This window comes from Bacillus nitratireducens, assembly GCF_036320425.1.
Taxonomy (GTDB): domain Bacteria; phylum Bacillota; class Bacilli; order Bacillales; family Bacillaceae_G; genus Bacillus_A; species Bacillus_A nitratireducens.
On the sequence record NZ_JAUMJO010000001.1, the window covers coordinates 210,949 to 231,447 of the forward strand.

At 34.0% G+C, this 20,499-nt stretch carries 24 protein-coding genes; 7 read left to right on the forward strand and 17 right to left on the reverse strand.

All coding sequences use genetic code 11. The features are described from left to right. The first annotated feature begins 237 nt into the window (after positions 1-237). A complete protein-coding gene (locus Q3V31_RS01155; protein WP_000934743.1) occupies positions 238-1,455 on the forward strand; it encodes an MFS transporter in 1,218 nt (405 codons plus the stop codon). A gap of 49 nt (positions 1,456-1,504) precedes the next feature. Here the strand turns inward: Q3V31_RS01155 and Q3V31_RS01160 are convergent, their stop codons facing one another. The 5 genes from Q3V31_RS01160 to spoIIP all read right to left on the reverse strand — a co-directional run bounded on the left by Q3V31_RS01160 (position 1,505) and on the right by spoIIP (position 6,329). Continuing rightward, entirely contained in the window at positions 1,505-2,980 is a 1,476-nt protein-coding gene (locus Q3V31_RS01160; RefSeq protein ID WP_000405625.1) for an amidase family protein, read from the reverse strand. A gap of 188 nt (positions 2,981-3,168) precedes the next feature. Then, positions 3,169-3,615 (reverse strand): NUDIX hydrolase, encoded by a 447-nt coding sequence (locus tag Q3V31_RS01165; RefSeq protein ID WP_090813205.1) that lies wholly within the window; start codon positions 3,613-3,615, stop codon positions 3,169-3,171. Between the two features lie 23 nt (positions 3,616-3,638). Continuing rightward, positions 3,639-4,379, reverse strand: a complete 741-nt coding sequence (locus tag Q3V31_RS01170) for a M15 family metallopeptidase (protein ID WP_000747652.1) — start codon at positions 4,377-4,379, stop codon at positions 3,639-3,641. Positions 4,380-4,390: 11 nt separating this feature from the next. Continuing rightward, positions 4,391-4,888 (reverse strand): GNAT family N-acetyltransferase, encoded by a 498-nt coding sequence (locus Q3V31_RS01175; RefSeq protein ID WP_016129234.1) that lies wholly within the window; start codon positions 4,886-4,888, stop codon positions 4,391-4,393. 286 nt (positions 4,889-5,174) lie between these two features. Next, positions 5,175-6,329, reverse strand: a complete 1,155-nt coding sequence (spoIIP, locus tag Q3V31_RS01180) for a stage II sporulation protein SpoIIP (RefSeq protein WP_001079312.1) — start codon at positions 6,327-6,329, stop codon at positions 5,175-5,177. Positions 6,330-6,418: 89 nt separating this feature from the next. Here spoIIP and Q3V31_RS01185 point away from each other — a divergent pair, with 89 nt between their 5' ends. Together Q3V31_RS01185 and Q3V31_RS01190 are read left to right on the forward strand one after the other, a co-directional pair. Next, positions 6,419-6,715, forward strand: a complete 297-nt coding sequence (locus Q3V31_RS01185; RefSeq protein ID WP_000770740.1) for a hypothetical protein — start codon at positions 6,419-6,421, stop codon at positions 6,713-6,715. A 4-nt stretch (positions 6,716-6,719) separates the two neighbouring features. Further along, entirely contained in the window at positions 6,720-7,025 is a 306-nt protein-coding gene (locus Q3V31_RS01190) for a hypothetical protein (RefSeq protein ID WP_002100073.1), read from the forward strand. On the opposite strand, the gene Q3V31_RS01195 is transcribed toward Q3V31_RS01190, so the two are convergent. The 4 genes from Q3V31_RS01195 to cbpA form a co-directional block, all read right to left on the reverse strand. Then, positions 6,998-7,564, reverse strand: coding sequence for a DUF1572 domain-containing protein (locus Q3V31_RS01195; RefSeq protein WP_000440094.1), 567 nt, complete (start codon positions 7,562-7,564; stop codon positions 6,998-7,000). The genes Q3V31_RS01190 and Q3V31_RS01195 overlap by 28 nt on opposite strands. Continuing rightward, entirely contained in the window at positions 7,545-7,874 is a 330-nt protein-coding gene (csaA, locus tag Q3V31_RS01200; protein ID WP_000135732.1) for a chaperone CsaA, read from the reverse strand. The genes Q3V31_RS01195 and csaA overlap by 20 nt, the downstream gene beginning before the upstream one ends. A gap of 67 nt (positions 7,875-7,941) precedes the next feature. Continuing rightward, the gene (brnQ4, locus tag Q3V31_RS01205) at positions 7,942-9,279 is read right to left on the reverse strand and encodes a branched-chain amino acid transport system II carrier protein BrnQ4 (RefSeq protein ID WP_406910831.1); all 1,338 of its coding nucleotides are present in this window, start codon (positions 9,277-9,279) and stop codon (positions 7,942-7,944) included. A gap of 436 nt (positions 9,280-9,715) precedes the next feature. Next, positions 9,716-10,363 (reverse strand): cyclic di-AMP binding protein CbpA, encoded by a 648-nt coding sequence (gene cbpA / locus Q3V31_RS01210; protein WP_001220501.1) that lies wholly within the window; start codon positions 10,361-10,363, stop codon positions 9,716-9,718. A 406-nt stretch (positions 10,364-10,769) separates the two neighbouring features. Here cbpA and Q3V31_RS01215 point away from each other — a divergent pair, with 406 nt between their 5' ends. The 3 genes from Q3V31_RS01215 (at position 10,770) to Q3V31_RS01225 (ending at position 13,659) form a co-directional block, all read left to right on the forward strand. Then, the gene (locus Q3V31_RS01215) at positions 10,770-11,657 is read left to right on the forward strand and encodes a hypothetical protein (protein ID WP_002075595.1); all 888 of its coding nucleotides are present in this window, start codon (positions 10,770-10,772) and stop codon (positions 11,655-11,657) included. A 210-nt stretch (positions 11,658-11,867) separates the two neighbouring features. Beyond that, a complete protein-coding gene (locus Q3V31_RS01220; RefSeq protein ID WP_000353723.1) occupies positions 11,868-13,175 on the forward strand; it encodes a hemolysin family protein in 1,308 nt (435 codons plus the stop codon). A gap of 1 nt (position 13,176) precedes the next feature. Beyond that, the gene (locus Q3V31_RS01225; protein ID WP_000217328.1) at positions 13,177-13,659 is read left to right on the forward strand and encodes a DUF456 domain-containing protein; all 483 of its coding nucleotides are present in this window, start codon (positions 13,177-13,179) and stop codon (positions 13,657-13,659) included. A gap of 24 nt (positions 13,660-13,683) precedes the next feature. Here the strand turns inward: Q3V31_RS01225 and Q3V31_RS01230 are convergent, their stop codons facing one another. The 4 genes from Q3V31_RS01230 to cls form a co-directional block, all read right to left on the reverse strand. Next, positions 13,684-14,304, reverse strand: coding sequence for an NAD(P)-dependent oxidoreductase (locus Q3V31_RS01230; RefSeq protein ID WP_000861612.1), 621 nt, complete (start codon positions 14,302-14,304; stop codon positions 13,684-13,686). Positions 14,305-14,480: 176 nt separating this feature from the next. Further along, positions 14,481-14,660, reverse strand: coding sequence for a hypothetical protein (locus Q3V31_RS01235; protein WP_001045959.1), 180 nt, complete (start codon positions 14,658-14,660; stop codon positions 14,481-14,483). Between the two features lie 187 nt (positions 14,661-14,847). Beyond that, positions 14,848-15,306, reverse strand: coding sequence for a spore coat protein (locus Q3V31_RS01240; protein ID WP_090813204.1), 459 nt, complete (start codon positions 15,304-15,306; stop codon positions 14,848-14,850). A 32-nt stretch (positions 15,307-15,338) separates the two neighbouring features. Further along, a complete protein-coding gene (cls, locus tag Q3V31_RS01245; RefSeq protein WP_002075590.1) occupies positions 15,339-16,523 on the reverse strand; it encodes a cardiolipin synthase in 1,185 nt (394 codons plus the stop codon). Between the two features lie 159 nt (positions 16,524-16,682). On the opposite strand from cls, the gene Q3V31_RS01250 reads away from it, so the two are divergent. Continuing rightward, the gene (locus Q3V31_RS01250) at positions 16,683-16,769 is read left to right on the forward strand and encodes a YjcZ family sporulation protein (protein WP_000505094.1); all 87 of its coding nucleotides are present in this window, start codon (positions 16,683-16,685) and stop codon (positions 16,767-16,769) included. 130 nt (positions 16,770-16,899) lie between these two features. On the opposite strand, the gene Q3V31_RS01255 is transcribed toward Q3V31_RS01250, so the two are convergent. The 4 genes from Q3V31_RS01255 to Q3V31_RS01270 form a co-directional block, all read right to left on the reverse strand. Beyond that, on the reverse strand, positions 16,900-17,406 hold the full coding sequence (locus Q3V31_RS01255; RefSeq protein WP_000141174.1) for an acyl-CoA thioesterase: 507 nt from the start codon (positions 17,404-17,406) through the stop codon (positions 16,900-16,902). A 119-nt stretch (positions 17,407-17,525) separates the two neighbouring features. After that, positions 17,526-18,395 carry a TIGR03943 family putative permease subunit gene (locus tag Q3V31_RS01260; RefSeq protein WP_000488064.1) on the reverse strand — a complete coding sequence of 290 codons (870 nt, stop codon included), beginning with the start codon at positions 18,393-18,395 and terminating at the stop codon, positions 17,526-17,528. Positions 18,396-18,398: 3 nt separating this feature from the next. Continuing rightward, positions 18,399-19,295 carry a permease gene (locus Q3V31_RS01265; protein WP_000418719.1) on the reverse strand — a complete coding sequence of 299 codons (897 nt, stop codon included), beginning with the start codon at positions 19,293-19,295 and terminating at the stop codon, positions 18,399-18,401. A gap of 199 nt (positions 19,296-19,494) precedes the next feature. Then, complete coding sequence (locus Q3V31_RS01270; protein ID WP_000932386.1) at positions 19,495-20,436, reverse strand: magnesium transporter CorA family protein; 942 nt, start codon at positions 20,434-20,436, stop codon at positions 19,495-19,497. Between the last annotated feature and the right edge of the window lie 63 nt (positions 20,437-20,499).

Sequence of the window (20,499 nt, forward strand, 5' to 3'; positions counted from 1 at the left end):
TATGAAGAAAAGAATGGTTTATCCGCCCTTTCTCATAGAGGGACGTTTGCTACAAGCTATTATATATATTCGCTGTTACAACAAGCATTATTAAAATACTATATTAATATATTCTTCATTATACATGAAAATCCCTTTCAAAAAATGACAAAAAATTTAATTCTTTCAAAAATATAACTTGCAGATTATAATAATTATAATTAAAAAGCACCATTGATTTGAAAGGTGGTATTCTTATTGCTGAATCGCTCACTAGTTTACTATTTAGGCTCCAAAATATGTATTACCCTTGCTGACATTGTATACGTAATGATTATTACAACTCACATCTACATCACAACTAAATCAGCTACAATTACCGCTCTCTTTCCATTATTACAAGTTATTACAAATCTTATCGCTAACATATCTGCACCACTTATAATGAATTGGCTTCCATCTTATACGTTGCTATATACTCTGCAATGGCTGAAAACAGCTCTTTTGCTATTATTAATGATTTTATTCCCGGTCTTATCCACAAACATTTTAGCTCTATTAACTTTCATTTTTTTCATTTCATTATGTAGTGGGTGGAGTGCTCCATTACTATACAGCATCCTTCCACGCCTAACACCAAAAGAAAAATTGGTAAAAGTAAATAGTATCTTTTCCTTTTCAACACAAATTGCACAAGCGACAGCTTATTCATTTACAAGTATTATAGTTCTTCTCATTGGTGCTACTTCTACACTCATGATTAATAACATTTTGATGATTTTTGGATGTATTGCATTACACTTTTCATTACGTTCCATACATACTGAACGAGTAACAGAGCCTTCCTCTTCAAAAAGCACCGCTTTATTAGAAGGCTGGAAACTATTATTTCATCACCCTTCTTTGCGCACAGTTACACTAATGGACTTAATTGAAACTTTCGCAGGGACAATATGGATCGGTGCTATTACGATGGCTTATGTAACGACTGTTCTACATAAGGGAGAAGAATGGTGGGGATATATTAATACAAGTTATTATGTCGGTACATTAATTGGTGGTCTAATAGCGTGGAGAATGAGTTCATACATTCAAAACAATTTAATACGCTCCATGGCGTTAGGCTCTCTTATGTTTAGCATCCTTACGTTTCTATATGGTGTTACAAGCAACGCATTTATCGCTCTATTTCTTTGCATTCTAATGGGCCCTTGTTATCAAATTAGAGATATTTCTCAAACAACAGTCCTTCAATCAAGTGTCTCTCCTTCGTTATTATCAAAGATGTATACAGCCCATGGTGCACTTCTCTCGACAGCTTCAGGCCTTTCTATGCTTAGCGTTGGAATTATTACTGATATTTTCGGTGTTCGTACTATTTATATCATCGCTTCTTTTCTTATTTTATGTTCTGCTTGTTTGTCTTTTAGCTTATTAAAGCATCAAAAAACGCAAAAGAAGGATATTTCTTTTTAATCTATATAACAAAAAGGACAGGGATTTCCTGTCCTTTTATATGTTCCATTTACGATAAATTCGGAATCTTTCTATGTTTTGTCGCCTGTTCAAAAGCGTATGCTAGTTTAATTAATGTCCCTTCACTAAAAGCAGCACTTGCAAAAGTAATTCCAAAAGGCCTCCCGTTATCCATATATCCCGCAGGCATTGCTATAGATGGATAACCTGCTTTTGCACATATAGTGGATCCTATATAGGATGGGAACAGTATCGCATCAAGATTATATTTTTCCAATGCAAAATCAATACCTTGTTCTTGTGAAAAATATATATCTTCTAATCTTGCGTTTAAATATTCTTGATTCCTTAACGTATTAGGAAAATCTTTTCTTCTTTCTAACTTAGTTTGTCCATATTTCAAAGCTCTTCCTGCTATATTTTCATTAAACTCTATTAATTCCAACATAGAATGTACTGGAGTGGTAGAAGGTAATTTAGAAAGATAGTTATCTAAGCTATGCTTCAGTTCATAAAGCGGAACTCCCCAGCTCCATTCTCTATGAAAAGATGGAATATCAATATCTTCTACTATTGTCGCTCCCTTACTACGTAAAACTTGAATCGTTTCCTTAAACAATTTTTCATCGTATTCTCCAGATTCATAATAATCTTTTGGCGCATTGCTAAATACACCAATCTTCGCCCCCTTTAAACCGTTAGCATCGAGGTAAGGTGTATAATCTTGATATGCCATTCCTTCACTTTTATGAGTAGCTACATCCTTCTCATCCACCCCAGTTAGACTCCCTAGTAAAATAGCAGCATCTGTTACCGTTCTAGCAAATGGCCCAGCTGTATCTTGTGAATAAGTGAAAGGAATAATTCCACTACGACTAATTAAGCCAACAGTCGGTTTAATACCTACAACCGAGTTTTGAACAGCTGGGCTCAAAATAGAAGCATCTGTCTCTGTTCCGACGGATAATACAGTAAAGTTAGCGGCAACTGCTATAGCAGACCCTGTACTTGAGCCACCAACGAACATATCATCCTCTCCTGTACCGTAAGGATTAATTGTTTGACCGCCTCTAGCGCTATATCCAGCCCACATTTCAAAAGACATTGCATTTGCTAGTTCTGTCATATTTGTTTTACCTATTATAATTGCTCCTGCTTCTCGAAGTTTTGTAACGAGAAATGCATCTTCACTACTTATATTTTGTTCTAGGGCAATCGTACCAGCACTTGTATGCATCGAGTCATTCGTTTCAATATTATCCTTAAGTAAAACAGGTATACCATGTAATGGACCTCTTACACCTTTTGTCTTTCTTTCATAATCTAACGCTTCTGCAATAAAGATAGCATCTGGATTAATTTCTAAAATTGAATTAATTTTCGGTCCATCTTGGTCATACTTTGCGATTCTATGAAGATAATACATGACTAGTTCTTTTGAAGTTAAATGCCCAGCTTCCATTTCCTTTTGAATATCATGAATTGTTAATTCTTTTTGCAATAATGTATTATACTGTATTTCCATATTCATTCTCCTTTTATAAGCCCTTTTATTGATGACGTGTATATATTATTCTTTTCATTTTCTCCGCTCCTCGCATAAATAACTACAATCCCTTTTAAGGACTTCAACTTACCCGTTAAAAAACCTTTAATTTCCAGAGAAATAAAAAGAGTCTGAAACGAACACATTGTCGCCTCAGACTCTTTTTATTATTTTACGTATACCTCTTCTAGCAAATGTAAAAACTCTCCTTGTTTACCTGCTAATTCAGGGCATTTGTTAATATCAACCCACTCATAACAAAATACTAAACCTTTGTCTTCCTCACCAGCTCTCACTATATGTTCCCACGTATCTTTCACATCTGTTAATAATGAAATATGGAAAAAATGGCGTTTTTGATATTCCTTTTTTTCTTTCACAAAAATAATGTAATCGGAAAGAAAGCGCTCGATACAAAAATGGCGTAGTCCTGACTCTTCTTGTACTTCACGTAAAATTGCTGCCTCTAACGTTTCCCCTTCATCTACTGTCCCACCTGGCACTTGGATACCAGCCTCTCGTATATCACGATGTTTAAAAACGAGTAGTTGCATAACCCCTTCTTTTTCTCTCGTAATATATGCATGTACCTTTTTCCTATATAACATCGTCATCTTAGCCTTCTCCCCTCAATTCATTACTGTGTTACTTCTTCAAGCGTCAGTTGGTTTTCATATAAATATGTAGCTTGCGGATTCCCAACATACCGTACATGCCACGGTTCATAACGATAACCAGTAATCCCTTCTTTCTCTTTCGTATATCGAATAACAAAACCAAACTTATGGGCATTTTCAGAAAGCCACTTTCCTTCTTTCGTCTCCCCAAAAACAGTTTCTAACTGAAACTTAGCTGATTGAGATGTAATATCCATAGCTAGTCCTGTTTGATGTTCACTCGTACCAGGGACTGCACTAGACATCGCTGTCTTTGCTTCGCCATCTTGCCTTTTATACATCGTATTTAATGCTTTTTGTCGATCAAAAGATCTAAATCCAGAGACTGCAAAAAGGAAAATCCGCTCATTATTAGCTTGCTGAAACATTTCTTCAAGTGCCAACGCTGCCTCTTTCCTCATCTTTTTCTTCTCTTGATCACCTTCACTAGAGTAACGTACTTTCGGAATAACTAAATCTGGCGGTCTATACCCATCTGGTAATCGCCTATTTTTATTCACAAGTACAAGCATCGAATTCGGATTACTAATGACCGCGATATCTCCATCCATATTTGCAATCGTTTCTGTTGCTTTTGGAAATATATTATTTACATTTACTTCCCTCGCCTCTTGATCCTTGTACATCTTATAATTTATTCCTGCTACTCCAACAATCAGTATCATCGCTACGATACCAAGTAGTGCCCATCTTTTTTTCATATAACGACCTCTTATTTTAATAATTTGGCCATTTCATACTCATCGACACCTTTTCCATCGATGATAAGAGCAGATTTTTTGACACCTTCTTGTTCAAATCCAATTTTGCTATATAGTGCCTGAGCTCTTGTATTGTGGGCCATTACCGTTAATTCTAAACGCCATACATCATGTAATCTTGCCCACTTCTCTACCTCTTTAAACAAAGTCGTTCCAATACCTCGGCCACTATACTCTTGCAAAATACCAATTACAATGCCTGCCACATGTCTTTTTCTTTGAATATTATTTCCATTAACTAAAATAAACCCTACTATTCTCTTTTCTTCAACTGCTACAAATATTGTCGCATATTCATTTTCAATAAAACGGTGGACCATCTTTTCTTGTTGCTCTACTGTAGTTTTTCTTTCTCCTGGTTCGTATAACATAAATTTCGTTTCTTCGTCTAACTGCTTACTTAATTGTAAAAATGATGCTGCATCTTCTACTCTAATCTCTCGTATCATCTTGATCCCCTACCCATTCTGTTCGTTAAAAATTTTCCTTGTAAAAATATTTTCTCCACTATTCTGAAAATTCCTTTCTAAATTTCTTACTATAAATAGACAAATTTCGATATCAATATAATAATAGGGAATTTTGTCTATAATGTGACACTTCTTTCTATCTATAGATTATGAACAAACAAATAAACGTAAGCTTCTTGCTTACGTTTATCCCGTATTAACGGGTAGCCTGATTGGTAAGGGCTACTAATCAGTAGGATGAGCACTCACCAATTAAATTTTCACTTTATCCATTCACTTTTTCGGCTTGCCAAAAATATTCTCCAAATGCCTTAGCAAGTGCATCTATCGATCGATTTAATTCTTCCTCTGTATTGTCTACGCCACCCACTTCAATTAATATGGCTTGTCCTGATAAGTCCTGATTATAGACTCCATTTCCTGTTTGGAATCCTTTTTGAATTACACCACGGCTCATTCCCGGATATTTCTTACTAATCGTCTCATGTAACGCAGTTGCTAATTGTAAGTTTTTTTCATAGTTTTTGTTACCTTTCCCGATTACAAAAGCAAGCTTCGCATATGATTTATCTCCAATTGTTTTTGTCGTGACATTTTTCCGTGCACTATCACGGTGCAAATCGAAAAAGTATTGGAGTTCTTTATTACCAGCCATTGCTTCTTGTACAATTTCTCGTGACAGTTTATAAGAACTATTACTGTTTAATCCTTTACTTATTAACTTTTGACCAACATCAGTTTTATCGTTAGTAGCACCGATCCCTTCACTTTCTAACTGTTCTCGCAATCGATCGCCAACTATTGAAATATTCGTTACAGAACTCGTTGCTTTATTTGGATTAGGATCATTTGTTAAGTTAAGTAACGGCAAATAAGATTCCCAGCTATGTGAATGATATATAAATGCAACTTGTCTTTTTCCAGTCGTTTGAGATGGTTGTTTCTTCTCTTTATTCGTATCAGGCTTTGGCGCTTGTCCACCTTCTCCAGTCCGTTCTTTCACTACTTCTTCAAGAGGAACACTCGATTCTATCGGTAAGTTGGAGTAATTTGTTCCTTCACCTGCTATAACGATTTCTGTATCATATTTCCCAAATCCCGGAAGTTCTTTCCCGACAAAACTACGTACATCATCAAAACGAATATTTGTAGCCATCGAAAAGAGGAATGAAGAGATAGAAAAGTCTTGATTCAAATTCCGGTACTCCTGTGTAAAATAATGATTTTCTTTCCCAATAACGTACATGTAACCATTCATTGATAACTCATTCAACCAATTATATAAATACGTTGACTTCGTCTCTTTCATGGAAGTTACCATTAAACTAATAAGAAAAAAAGTCGCTAATACCGTAGTAATAACAAATAAAATTAATTTGCGTACACTTGTTAATTTCACGTAAAAAAAGCCTCGATTCATACTATCACCCTCTCTATTTCAAGTTATGTACAAGCTCTAGAGAATAGACCGCTTAAATTCCGGCTATATTGTTAATGAGGTGAAATGAATTGAAGCTATTAATAGGATCATTACCAATCGCTCTATCAATTACTTTTTATTTACTTGCTTTACATCCTAAAATTCGTATTGTGCTCCATATTTCTGCGTACCTAGCATTGTATGTACTTGGGACTATAATTTCTATTACTATATATGATGTTTTAATACAAAATTTAGTTTTCATGACAAGCATTCATGGAATTTTACTAAATCCATTTTTTCTTATATCAGGAGCATATATAGGGATATACACTTTATACTTACTTTTGTCTTACATTATTACAAATATAAAAAATGGAGCGTAATGAAATGCAACCACCGTTCATCTGTCATACATGCAAAAAAAGAATTGCGCGAAAGAAAGATCTTATTACCTCTACACGGTATTTCCGCTTTTATTTATTTCACAACACTTGTTTCAAAAATCAGCAATTATTTGTCTCACGTTTTATTCCTATTAATACACTCTTTGGTTTCTTTCTTATTACATATGGGCTTATTGCTGGCATCATTCTAATGTTCACGGAGCCCTCTATCATTTGGCTTATTTTTTTGCTTCCTATTTTATATCGGTTTCTTTCATATTATTATGTTGAACGTTTTTTCTCTAAATAACGGGTAGACTGACCTCTAGGAATACTTAAACATTCCCAATCATTTTCTTTTAACATTTTACCAATGTAAATGATTTGTCCAATATGTAAAGCATAATGAGCAATTTGCCTTTCGATCGCTTGCATGACAGTGTGTTCTTCTCCGCGAATGTATACTTTCTGCAAAATCTGCTCTGCTGTTAAAGTATCCATCGTTTTAAAGACATACTCCCACCCTTCTTGCCACGCAGCAAGCGCTTCTTGTTTTGAATTGTAGCCACCTTCAAATTCACCATCTCGGTTACGATCTATTTTTTCTCCATCAGACGTTAAAAATTCCGTCCATCTTGAACGCATATTACCATGTAAATGCTTAATAATAATCGCGATACTATTTGTCTCTTCATGGGCACACCACATTATCTGTTCATAAGATAATTGAGAAAGTACACGTTCTCCTTGTTTTTGTGTTGCCTTGAAATTCGAAATGGCACATTGTAAATATTCTCGTCCGATATCCATGTTTACCCCTGCCTTCACACTAACTAATTTTCGTTCCATTTGGCAATTCCATATTAGGCTGAAGCAACACAACATCACCAGCTTCAGGTACTCCCCCTAAAACAAGCACTTCTGATTTAAATCCAGCTACACGTTTTGGCGGGAAATTCACAACAGCAACTACTTGTTGACCGATTAAATCTTCTGGATTGTACCTTTTCGTAATTTGAGCACTTGATTGCTTAACCCCTAACTCTCCAAAATCAATCTCTAACTTAATTGCAGGAACCCTTGCTTCTTTAAATTCCTCCGCCTTTCTTACCGTCCCAATACGCAAATCCAAATTTAAAAAATCTTCAAAACTAGCCATTATATCAATCCTCCCAATTACTACTTAGACAAAATATAAAAATCCCCTTCAAAAAAAAGAAAGGTGCCTAGGCACCTTTCTTTTGTAACTCACTTGATTCATTTGATTTATAGAAGAAGAAACCGAGAACCCCGCCAATACATGCTGGGATTAACCACCCTATTCCTTCTTTATATAATGGTAGCATTTGTAATACGTTAGAAATCGCGTCAATTTTAATGTTCGCACTTTCTAAACCGTTAAAGAAACTAATTAACAAAGCGCCTAAAATAGCTCCAATATAAATTGTATTACGATTTCCAATCCATTTATGGAAATACGAAAGTACAATTAATACAATTGCAACTGGATAAATAATCATTAACACTGGCAAAGTAACTGCAATTAATTGTGTTAAACCTAGGTTAGATACAATTAAACTAAACACACATACCATTGTTACAATCGTTTTATGCGAAAGTTTTGGGAATAAGTTTGTAAAGAAGCCAGCACAAGCTGATGTTAATCCAACAGAAGTTGTTAAACAAGCGAGTATAATAACAAGTCCTAATAAAATTTTACCACTTGTTCCATATAACTCATTTACAACATTCGTTAAAATAAGTCCACCATTCTCTGAGACACCAAGTGATGTACTTGTTGAACCAAGATAAGCAAGTGATAAATAGATTAACGTTAAACCAAGTACAGCAATAATACCTGATACAACTGTTATTTTTGCAATTTGACTACTCTCTTTTATTCCTTTAGAGCGGATAACTTGTACAACGACAATTCCAAATACAAGCGCACTAATTGCATCCATCGTTAAATATCCTTGAATAAATCCACCAAAGAAAGCATTTTCTTTGTATGCCGCTAGCGGCGCAGCTGGTTCTCCAATCGGATCAATAATTGCCTTTCCGACAATTACAGCAACAATCAATACTAACAATGGTGTAAGAAATTTCCCGAACCAATCCACTAACTTAGATGGATTTAATGATAAATACCACGTTATTCCGAAGAAAATTATAGTGAAAATAAATAGCATGTACCACTCTGAAACCAATGCCTCTGATAAAAATGGCTTCATACCCATTTCAAATGAAACGGCTCCCGTACGCGGAATCGCGAAGAATGGTCCAATCGCTAAATAACTAATCAATGGGAAAATAAACGCAAATATAGGGTGAACTCTAGAAGATAGCGCTTTCAAGTCCCCCTCTACAAACGCGACAGCTGTCACAGCTAATAGGGGTAATCCGACTCCCGTTACAAGGAATCCGATTGTAGCAACCCAAACATTCTCTCCAGCTTGTTGCCCTAAAACTGGTGGGAAAATTAAATTTCCTGCTCCTAAAAATAGTGCAAATAACATTAAACCAATTGCTACCGTATCACCTGGCCTTAAACGTCCCTTCATACTTTTCATTTGCATAGCACTTTTTCATTGTTTATCTCTCTTTTCACAATATGCTATGCATCCTCCTCTCTGCTCAAGATGATAAAATATGCCCCTTACAAAGCAGTGTCTTTCTCCATAATTTCTCCATTCCCCTTATTCTTACTCTAATTATTAATTTTTGATTTTTTCGAAAATTTAACTCATTAGAGTGGTATTGCGTGGAGTATAGTTGTCAGACCTCTTTGTTTTTATCACACATATAGTAACATATTTAGTTGAAAAATAAAAACATATTTTCAAATTGATTTTTTTGAAAATCAAAATTATCTACATTTTTTATTCTTTTACACAAATATTTTTACAATCTCACCTATTACCCTATCGTTATTTCCAAATAATTTTATACACGTAACATAGCAAAAGCCATCCAACATAATTAGATGGCTTTTGCATGTTACTCTATCGTTTCAACTTCACGTGGATTTTTCATCTCTTCCACATACACAACTCTAAATCCATGATCTTCTAAATCTTTCAATAACGTCTCTAATTCACCTTCGTTAAACTCTTCTCCTAATGTAAACATAATTCTACGAACTAATAAGGCATCATTATCAAAAGTCATTAAACTCTGGATACCTGTATACTTTTTTAACACTGTCGATAATTTTTGAATTGCCCCATTATAATCCTGCGTCCCAATCATGACAGAATATTTACTAGAATGAACACCCCAAGCATCTTCTAATAACTCAAAAACCTTTTTATGCGTTAAAATTCCAAGAAAGACTCCTTTTTCATCAACTACTGATAAATAAGGTAATTTTTTTATTGTAAAAAACACTTTAAAGAACGAAGAATCTTCTCTGACATATCCTTCTTTATCGTTTAATAATTGTAATACACTCTCTTCCAGCGAACCTTTATATTCTAAAATATCTACTTTATATATATTCCCTAAATATTTCTCTTTTTTTTCATCTAAAACTGGTACACAACGATAGCCAGTTTTATTTAAATGCTCCAGTGCTTCCCCTATTGTTATTGAACTTAAGCAAAATAAAACTTCCCTTTTCGGCACATAATTCCCTTTAATCCTCATAAACAGCCTCCTTATGTTAAAATACTTTCTGTGCCATAACTATATTATATTTTCAGAAAAAAATAAATGATTTATTTTATTTTTCTGAAAATTGTTCATTTTTCCGTCATAATTTATTCATTAATCATACACTTGTTTAAAGTGAAACTTTAATAAGTGGGGATTTTCCCACCCCACTTATTATTAGCCTTCACCAATCGGGCTTTTACGGGCAGTTGATCTCCCCACCTAACTTCTACGCATTCGCCGCATTTTGAGGTGGAGTCTTACTGCCCGTTAAAGCGGGATAATCACAGTATAGTATATTCTCTCTAACCTACTTCGAGAAAAATATGTTGTAACTTCATCCGAAAAAGGCTAAAATAAGAATAAGAATTTTCTGAATATTCAAAGAGTAGGTGATTGTATGTCCTTATTGCGCTCACATATATGTAAATTCATGGTCGGTGTTTTGATTATTTTTGTCATTAGTCCTATTCCAGCATTATTCATTACACATAATTACTCTTATTTAACTGGATTTGTAAGCATTTTTCATAATTTTGCACAGCCTTCTTCCATTTCAATTCCAACAATTGATTGGATGCATGAACCTATCCTTTTCTCAGCAAGTCAGCTTATACATGCACAAAATATAATACATACCTCTAATCATTCGTCACCACTGTTCCCCTACATATGGGAAATTTATTTTTTATCGATCGTTCGTTTCACATTCACTCTTGTAATCGGTTTCTTTATAAGTCTAGGAATTGGTCATCTATTTTTAAAAGCACCCAATTCATTAAAAAAGTGCAGTTCTTTATTTCGCTGGATACCATATTCTTTTAGCACTGTGATATTACAATGTTCAGTGCTATTATCACTTCTCTATATCGCGAAATTCATAAATTTTCCTTTCTTCTCCTCTTTTATCATCGTATGTAGCACTTCCATGATTATCGTTATGCAAGCAATTAAAAAATGGCTACCGTTCTTAAATAATACTAATGAATACGAAATAAAAAATTCATCTTTTCTTATTGATACATTATTTATTGCCCTTACTTCCAATCATAAATCTATTTTAAGTTCCATTATTCTTTCATTCGTTTTTATGGAATGTATTTTTCACACAAACGGACTATTACAATTTGTCGTTCAATTTGGCGGAAAAGCACCTATAGTTGTTACAATTGGTTTATTACTACTTTATATTCCATATAGCATCTTATCGTTTCTCCAAGCTTTATGGACAACAAACTACACTAAACAAAATACCTATACTTTAACTAGAAGTATTTCGAAACCATAACATAGAATAACCGTCTACTTAAATTAAATGTAGACGGTTATTCCTATTATATAGAGGACAAAATAACAGCAAATTAAAAAACCACTATTAAAACCTACCATTATTTACCCATTTTCTTTGACTAATCTTTTCATTTAGATTTATTATAAAAGTATAACATAATTGCAGGAGGTGACATCTTTATTCCAAACTTTGGAATAGAGAACACACTTGGACATATTAAATATTTTTCTCATCTTTATACTTATCCTTATTTCTGGCTTTTTCGTTGCATCAGAATTCGCTGTTGTAAAAGTACGAAAAAGTCGAATCGATCAACTTGCCAATGAAGGTAATAAGCAAGCATTAGCTGCAAGAAGCGTCTTATCTAACTTAGATGTTTATTTATCCGCTTGTCAGCTTGGCATTACTATCACCTCTTTAGGACTTGGTTGGCTTGGTGAACCAACTGTGGAGCATTTACTACGACCGCTATTTGAAAAAATCAATATTACTGGAACGATGGCTAACACGTTATCCTTTATTATTGCTTTTAGTGTTATTACTTTTTTCCATGTTGTATTAGGAGAGTTAGTTCCTAAGTCTTTCGCAATCCAAAAAGCAGAAGCAATCACATTAAAATTTGCAAAACCACTTATTTTATTTGATAAAATTATGTATCCGTTCATTTGGCTTCTCAATAGTGCAGCTATATTTTTCACAAAATTACTCGGTTTAGAACCTGCAAAAGAAAATGAACTTGCTCATTCCGAAGAAGAACTACGACTCATTTTAGGTGAAAGCTATAAAAGCGGCGAAATTAATCAAACCGAATATAAATATGTAAATAATATTTTTGAATTTGATGATCGTGTTGCTAAAGAAATTATGGTACCTAGAACTGAAATGGTTTGTTTATCTACTGAAAATACGTTAGAAGAAAATATGAAAATCGTTGCAACTGAAAAGTATACACGTTATCCTATTATTGAAAAGGATAAGGATGATATTATCGGAATGATAAATACGAAAGAGATTTTTCATAATCAAACAAAAGGCATTTACAAACCACTTGATGCCTACATACATCCTGTTTTAACTGTATTTGAAACAGTTCCCATTCGTAAAACGTTAATACACCTCCAAAAGAACCGCGTACAAATGGCGATTGTTATGGATGAATACGGTGGAACTGCTGGCCTTTTAACGATGGAGGATATTCTTGAAGAAATTATCGGAGAAATTCAAGATGAATTTGACGCAGACGAATCACCAATGATCGAAAAGCGTACTCCTAAGCTTACTGTTTTAGATGGGAAAGTACTCATTTCTGAAGTAAATGATATGTTTGGCCTACATATCGATGAAAGTGATTTAGATACAATTGGTGGTTGGCTTCTCTCTCAATCAATTGATTTAAATATTGAGGCTGGCTATTCAGTTGAATATGATGGTTTTCAATTTAAAGCATTAGAACTTGATGGGCATCAAATTAAAAAGATTGCTGTACATAAATTAGATACTACAAAGGAGTTATAAAGTGACTGTTTTATTAACAATTTGTATCATTGCTTGTTTCATTGTTTCATTTCTTGCCTTTATATACCCCATTATCCCTGGCATCCTTGCCGTATGGGCTGGCTATTTCATTTATCATTTTGGAATAAACGGCGGAGAGTTAACGACATCTTTTTGGATTATTCAAGTCATTTTTACACTCTTCATTTTCGTTGCTGACTTTATTGCAAATGGATACTTCCTAAAAAAATACGGAAGTACAAAATCGGGCGAACGTGTTGGTATGGTTTCTATCATTGTCGGATCGTTCTTCTTCCCACCATTCGGGCTTATTATCATACCGTTCTTATCTGTATTTATTACGGAACTAATGCATAAAAAGGCGCCAAAAGACGCCCTTTTAGTCGGAATTGCAACTGTAGTCGGTTTTTTAAGTAGTACAGTAGCCAAAGCCATTCTCCAAATCATTATGATTATCATCTTTGTATGCTATATCATTTTTTAGCCATCCCTATTTGGGGATGGTTTTTTAATATGAAATACCTACTCGGCTTTTCTCGTATAAGCTTTTATTACGTAAACTCCATGTAAAATGAGCTGTATCACCAACTGTGATTTTCGATCCATCTGTTGGCAACATATCTTTTTCAGTTCGATATAAACCAGTTTCATCACCATTTATTAAATGCGTTGGACAAACAACAGTCCAGCAAAGTTTACTATTTTCCAGCGCTACATAGGCAGCTAAATGATCTTCCGCTGCTGTTGTTGTTTTTCTTTTCGATTCATTTGACTGGAAACGATATATACTTGGATTTGTTCGTGCTTGTAAAATGCCAGCAGTTCCTATTGTAACTATCTTCTTTATGTCCTCTTTTTCCATACATTTTATAATAATTGGAAAACTCTTTGCTAACGTTCCATTCCCATCTGTTCCAAGAGTACTAATTACAAAATCGCACCCTTTCACTGCTTCCGTTATATCATTTTCATTTAATACATTTCCCTCTATAATATGTAACCTTTCATGCTCTATTTCCACTTTACTCAAATCACGAACTAATACTGTCACTTCATATGAATCATGTAATGCTAACTTCAAAATGTGTGAACCTACTCTACCTGTCGCTCCTAATATACATACTTTCATATACTATCCCCCTCTTCCATTCTATCTCTCTATTTTTCCGCAAAACTTACAAATATACAACAAAAAAGCTTCCCCATATATGTGAGGAAGCTCTATTATCCATTTATCCTGCTATTTGCGGGATAATATTCAGTGGGGGATGGACAAAACCTCCACTGATTAAATAAAGTTTCACTTTATTTCTTTTCTTTTGAATCAGAAGACTTTTCTGTTCCACTTGTTTCTTTATCTTTCTTTTCATCTTGCTGCGAAGTTGTGTCATCCTCTTTCTTTTTATCCTCACCTTTACTACAACCTACCATTAATAAAGAACTTGCAAGTGCCATAGCAGTTAATGACTTAACCCATTTGTTCATTTGCGTTTCCTCCCTTTGATAGAATATGTACAATCCCATATTACTCTTTATTTTTAAAGGAAAGATTTAAAAATAGTAAAGATATAGTAAATTTTTGTAAATATTCCGATAACAAACCCACTCTTTAATCTTCACCCTCTAATTGAACATAAAAAAACTAAGGCGCCTTTCATTCCGCCTTAGCTTTTCACGCGAATTTTTCATTTTCATATACATGTTTAATCTTATATTCCTTCTTCACAACATATTGCCAAACATTATATGCATAACGGTTCATTTTCACAAAACAATTTTCAAGAAAAGAACGAAATTCCGGGTTCGCAACTTCTACTGCCACTTGAGCAAACTTTAATGCTAATCGTTTCAAATGTGTAATATAACAAATAGCAATCCCAATATCCCCTGTATACTCATTATCTGTTTCCCTATCCATATCAGGAAATTCCGGACACATTTGTTTACAAGTTATATGTTGTATATTTTCTCCTTCTTGAAAATTCACTTGTTCATTATATGCTTGTAACATATACGGCAAATGATGCTGCAAAATACCCTTTAATTCTTCATCTCGAACCTTGCTCGTATATTCTCCAACTTTATATATAAGTGTGTAACTATATGTCATCAATTCTTTCATACAACCCATTAAAGCGCCTCCCTTCCTATTTCATCTCTATACTATAAATATGATGCGATAACATTTGATATTCTTGCTAGAAACCAATCCCATCTACTAATTTTCTCAAAATCTTCTTCAGAAAATCGTTTTGATTTATGAAAGTCTTCTTTTAGTCGACTCCAGACGTCAGCAACGACTGTCTTATCATATATGAAACAGTTAGATTCGTTATTTATGTAAAAACTTCTATTATCAAAATTTGCTGTACCAATATCAACCATTTCCTCGTCAATGATTGTTACTTTCCCATGAAAAAATCCATTTCGATATTGATAAATCTCCGCTCCAGCATCTAACATGTCTTTCAAATAAGGATAGGCAGCCTGTTTTAACAATACGGCATCACTTTTAAATGGGACGAGGATTTTTACACGGACACCACGATTTAATGCATCTTTCAGCCCCTTCACCATTTCTTTACTCGGTACAAAATATGGTGTAGCGATAATTAAAGAATGTTTTGCCTTCTTTAAAAACGCTCCATACTCCTTCCATAAACCTTTTCCATTCGAAAATACGTATTGATATTTTACATTTCCTTTTACAGGTAACTCTTGATGTATAGGAAACTTTTCTCCCGTATCTTCTTGCCAATCTTCCGCAAACTTCCTTTCCATATCAGTAGCTCCATTCCCTTCGATGCGTACATGATAATCACGCCACGGACCAAATTTAGGATCCTGTCCAAGATATTCCTTTCCGATATTGAAGCCACCGATGTACGAAACTTTCCCGTCTATTGTAACAATGCGTCTATGATTACGTTGATGCAAAGAATAAAATAAGTTTTTTAATTTAGGTTTTTTACTAAATGTAAACTTCACGCCTTTTTCTTTTAATTGATTAATTATCTTTTTCTTAAGCTTATATCCGCCGATACGGTCTACTGACAATTTCACATCTACTCCGCTAGATGCTTTTTTCTCTAATAACTGTAAGAATTTTTGGCTTACTTCATCTTTTCCTACAATATAAAAATGAATATACACATTCTTTTCTGCACGATTTACATCCTCAAATAAACTTTTATATAACTCATCACCGTTCGTATATAATTGAAAATCCCCTAATCGAATTTGTTCTAATTCATATCCACTAGCCATTTTCTTCCCCATTTCCACATCGATGTTCATCCATATGAATACACCTATAAAACAAAGTATTACAATTAAAAAGTGCTTCATGGATATGTTCCTTTCTCTAAATACTGTTATTCCTATATCTTTCCTTTTTTTTAACATTACCATTCAAAAAATATGTCATTGCATGATATACGTCCATATCAAACAGGAGCTCATTTGCATATTCTATGTTGTATCTTAAAATAAAAGGAGGAAATAACAATGGGCTTCGCACATGGTAATGGATTTGCGCTACTAGTCGTATTATTTATCCTCTTAATTATCGTAGGTGCTGCTTGCTTCTGCTAAGCAGTTATTGTAATACGATATGTGGATGAAAAAACTATAAAAGCGGACACCTAATTTTAGGTGTCCGCTTTTCATTTCAAAAATCCCCTAGCCTATTCCAATACTAGTACCACCGGGAAAGTATGTTTCATCAAAAAGTTAACAGTGTAGCTACCTTCTTACTCTCTGCCTTACGAATATGGCGTTGCTCTGCACGTAACACAGCAATTCGATGCAATTCTTTCTCCTCTTCTGTCTCAGGGATAACACGCGGTACAGGAACTGGATTATTCTCCTTACTAAGCGCAACAAAAGTAACGAATGAAGTTGCCGCTACACGTTTTTCACCTGAAATTAAATCTTCCGCTACTACTTTCACAAAAATCTCCATAGAAGTTCTTCCCGTCCAAATTACGAAAGATTCATAACTAACACAATCTGAAGAACGAACTGGGTGTAAGAAATCTACCCAATCCATAGACGCTGTGACACATTCCATTCTCGAGTGTCTCGTTGCTGAAATTGAAGCAACCATATCCATCTCCGCCAATATCTTTCCACCAAATAGCGTGTTATGATCATTTAAATCTGTTGGAAATACTCGGCTCGTTTTAAACACTCTTGATTCATTAGCTGTTTTACCCTTTACTTCAGTCATTGTTATCACCCCTTTAATTATTCATCCCTAATATCCCAATATACACTACATCTCATGAACTACACGTTTAATATTAACAATCTTTAGAACTTTTAGTCCATAAAAAAGAACCGATTTTATCAATCGGCTCCTCTAAATACATATTGTTCTTTCGGCTGTTCAACTTTATTCCATTTCGTTACCTCTAAAACAGGAATATTTGCATGGAACGGCTGATAAAATTCAGTTGAAATTTCTCCCTCTACCTGAATCCAATCATCATTTTTCCACTCTACACCTTCTGGTTTTTTAACTAACATACCATATACACCCGAATCCGCTACACAATGTATAATACCGAAACGGAATAAGAAATATTGTTCCTTTTTAGAAGAATCATCTCGGAAAACAAATCCTTTATAAGACAGGGTTTTACCAGTAAATTCACCAGGATAATTATAAATTGTCTCCATACCCTTTAAGAAATCTTCATCTTTTAAAGTGATATTATCTTTCGTAACAAACTCTTTCTTCCCTTTTTCCATTACACCACGATATCCTTCTTTCCCGTAATAAATACTCGTATCCGGTCTTAAAAATTGTCTTGTCATAAATGGATCTTTACTTTCCGCTTGGGCAACAGGGAAATGAAAACCCTTCGCTTTAACAATGTCCGAATCTAATGTTGCAATCGGGAAAAACAAACCTGAAATGATTGGAAAACAGAACAATGAATACGAAAATACTTTTTTCCACCATGTATTCTCATCTTTCGAATGATCATGACCGCAATGGCTATGATCACAACTACAATCATGTTTCTCTTTTTCCTTTTGGTGCTCTTTCTGGAAAACGATAATAATTTGTACAATCGTTAAGAAACCTAAAATAATAGCTGCCGTTTTTGATAAATAGGCATACTTCATATTTATATACTTCGTAATGTTACCGGAAATATGAAGCTGTCCAATTAATATTGTAAAACCTAATAATATATATGCTCGAAACATAACCTACCACCCCATCGCATAAATGAGTAGTGAGCTTGCATATACAACAAGTGTAACTGTAACCGTCACGACAATTACAAATTTTGTTTTAAATGTTGCAAGCATCATAAACATATTTTTAATATCCACCATCGGTCCATAAACAAGGAACGCGACAAGTGACGCTGTTGAAAATGTACTTTGGAACGAAGAAGCAATAAATGCATCTGCCTCTGAACAAAGTGATAAAATAAAAGCAAGTCCCATCATTACAGCTGATGAAGAAAACGGACCTTGTCCAATAGCAAGCAATGTTGAAGTTTGTACAAACGTTTGAACTGCAGCAGCAATTAACGCTCCTAACACTAAATATTTCCCCATTGAGAAAAATTCCTCAACAGCATGTGTACATACATCCCACATTTTTGTACGTAATGGACGCTTATGATTCACTTCTGGGAAGTGATCATCTCTTAATTGATGTTCTTTAAACATAAATGATAATATAATTCCAACAATAATTGCTACGATAATCGCTACAATAGAACGATACCATACCATGTGCATACTACTTCCAAAAGCAACATATGTTGCAAATAGTACAACTGGATTAATAATCGGTCCAGTTAACATAAATGCAATCCCTGCGTATGGTGGAACGCCTTTTCCGATTAATCGTCTTACAATCGGAACAATTCCACATTCACATCCAGGAAACATCATGCCTAAAAAAGTAGCTAATAAAACAGACAGAAATCGGTTCTTCGGCATCCATTTTGCCACCATATCTTCTGTCACAAACATTTGAATGAATCCTGAAATAAATACACCAATTAGCACAAACGGAAGTGCTTCGATTAATATTGAGATAAAGATTGTATTCATTTGCAGGAATGCTTTCGGTAATTGAAACAATTCCATGATGTATTTCCTCCAACTTTTCTTTAACAATATGTAATTTTAACCCCATTTTATTATTTGAACAAGGGTTATCCAGAATTCACAACCTTCATACACATTACATTTCACAATATATATTCTGTTCCAAAATTGAGATTTCATAGCAAAAAAAGCTGATCTAGCGCAGTTTTATAACTATGCTAGATCAGCTTTCCTATCATTAAAAGTAACGTTTCTTCCAAAAAACAAATGCTAAAGTGAAAGATAATGTTACACATATAATAAGTACAATTACAAAACCATGTGCTTCCCCTTCAAACGGGACCTTTACATTCATTCCAAAGAAACTAGAAACCATCGTTGGTAATGATAAAATGATTGTAATTGAAGTCAACAGTTTCATAACACTATTTAAATTATTTGATATAACCGAACTAAATGTATTCATCATTCCACTTAAAATGTGACTATATATTTCCGCCATTTCAATAGCCTGCTTATTTTCAATTAATACATCTTCTAGTAAATCTTGATCATCTTCATACATTTTCAAAAATGTACTGTTTCGCATTAATTTTTGAATTACAATCTTATTGGCCTTTAATGATGTTGTAAAGTAAACTAAACTTTTTTCTAGACCTAGCAATGTGAAAATTTCTTTATTTTTCATCGACTTATTTAATTGGTGCTCTAAATCGATTGTTTTTCGATTAATTTGCTTTAAGTATCTTAAATAATAAGTAGAAATTGTATATAAGAGCTGAAGTGCGAAGCGCGTCTTTTTAAACGTATAAAATTCTTTAATACGTTGATTAATAAATCGTTCAAAAATTGGATTTTCTTCTAAGCAAATAGTAACAAAACAATCTGGCATTACAATCATACCTATTGGAATCGTGTCATAAATTGAATTTCCTTCTTCATCATGTCTGACTGTCGGAATATCCACGATAATTAAAGTATTATTGTCTTCCTTTTCAATACGAGAGCGTTCTTCATCATCCAAAGGGTCTTTAATGAAATCTAAGTCTACATTTAAAGTTTGTACTAGATACTGAATTTCTTCTTCTGTTGGATGAAGTACATTAATCCAGCAGCCCTTTTGCATTTCCTCAATCTCTTGTAGTTTTCCGTTTCGGTCTGTTAAATAAATATTTAACATACTATCACCCCGATTCTTTTTACATGTAGGAATCTACCTCACTTAAACAACAGTTTTTGAACC

What these genes read in the sequence shown, in the direction of transcription:
- Q3V31_RS01160 (WP_000405625.1), bottom strand. Translation starts at nt 2,980, where the DNA reads ATGGAAATACAGTATAATACATTATTGCAAAAAGAATTAACAATTCAT.
- Q3V31_RS01165 (WP_090813205.1), bottom strand. Translation starts at nt 3,615, where the DNA reads ATGACGATGTTATATAGGAAAAAGGTACATGCATATATTACGAGAGAA.
- Q3V31_RS01170 (WP_000747652.1), bottom strand. Translation starts at nt 4,379, where the DNA reads ATGAAAAAAAGATGGGCACTACTTGGTATCGTAGCGATGATACTGATT.
- Q3V31_RS01175 (WP_016129234.1), bottom strand. Translation starts at nt 4,888, where the DNA reads ATGATACGAGAGATTAGAGTAGAAGATGCAGCATCATTTTTACAATTA.
- spoIIP (WP_001079312.1), bottom strand. Translation starts at nt 6,329, where the DNA reads ATGAATCGAGGCTTTTTTTACGTGAAATTAACAAGTGTACGCAAATTA.
- Q3V31_RS01190 (WP_002100073.1), top strand. Translation starts at nt 6,720, where the DNA reads ATGCAACCACCGTTCATCTGTCATACATGCAAAAAAAGAATTGCGCGA.
- Q3V31_RS01195 (WP_000440094.1), bottom strand. Translation starts at nt 7,564, where the DNA reads ATGGAACGAAAATTAGTTAGTGTGAAGGCAGGGGTAAACATGGATATC.
- csaA (WP_000135732.1), bottom strand. Translation starts at nt 7,874, where the DNA reads ATGGCTAGTTTTGAAGATTTTTTAAATTTGGATTTGCGTATTGGGACG.
- brnQ4 (WP_406910831.1), bottom strand. Translation starts at nt 9,279, where the DNA reads ATGAAGGGACGTTTAAGGCCAGGTGATACGGTAGCAATTGGTTTAATG.
- cbpA (WP_001220501.1), bottom strand. Translation starts at nt 10,363, where the DNA reads ATGAGGATTAAAGGGAATTATGTGCCGAAAAGGGAAGTTTTATTTTGC.
- Q3V31_RS01215 (WP_002075595.1), top strand. Translation starts at nt 10,770, where the DNA reads ATGTCCTTATTGCGCTCACATATATGTAAATTCATGGTCGGTGTTTTG.
- Q3V31_RS01230 (WP_000861612.1), bottom strand. Translation starts at nt 14,304, where the DNA reads ATGAAAGTATGTATATTAGGAGCGACAGGTAGAGTAGGTTCACACATT.
- Q3V31_RS01235 (WP_001045959.1), bottom strand. Translation starts at nt 14,660, where the DNA reads ATGAACAAATGGGTTAAGTCATTAACTGCTATGGCACTTGCAAGTTCT.
- Q3V31_RS01240 (WP_090813204.1), bottom strand. Translation starts at nt 15,306, where the DNA reads ATGGGTTGTATGAAAGAATTGATGACATATAGTTACACACTTATATAT.
- cls (WP_002075590.1), bottom strand. Translation starts at nt 16,523, where the DNA reads ATGAAGCACTTTTTAATTGTAATACTTTGTTTTATAGGTGTATTCATA.
- Q3V31_RS01250 (WP_000505094.1), top strand. Translation starts at nt 16,683, where the DNA reads ATGGGCTTCGCACATGGTAATGGATTTGCGCTACTAGTCGTATTATTT.
- Q3V31_RS01255 (WP_000141174.1), bottom strand. Translation starts at nt 17,406, where the DNA reads ATGACTGAAGTAAAGGGTAAAACAGCTAATGAATCAAGAGTGTTTAAA.
- Q3V31_RS01260 (WP_000488064.1), bottom strand. Translation starts at nt 18,395, where the DNA reads ATGTTTCGAGCATATATATTATTAGGTTTTACAATATTAATTGGACAG.
- Q3V31_RS01265 (WP_000418719.1), bottom strand. Translation starts at nt 19,295, where the DNA reads ATGGAATTGTTTCAATTACCGAAAGCATTCCTGCAAATGAATACAATC.
- Q3V31_RS01270 (WP_000932386.1), bottom strand. Translation starts at nt 20,436, where the DNA reads ATGTTAAATATTTATTTAACAGACCGAAACGGAAAACTACAAGAGATT.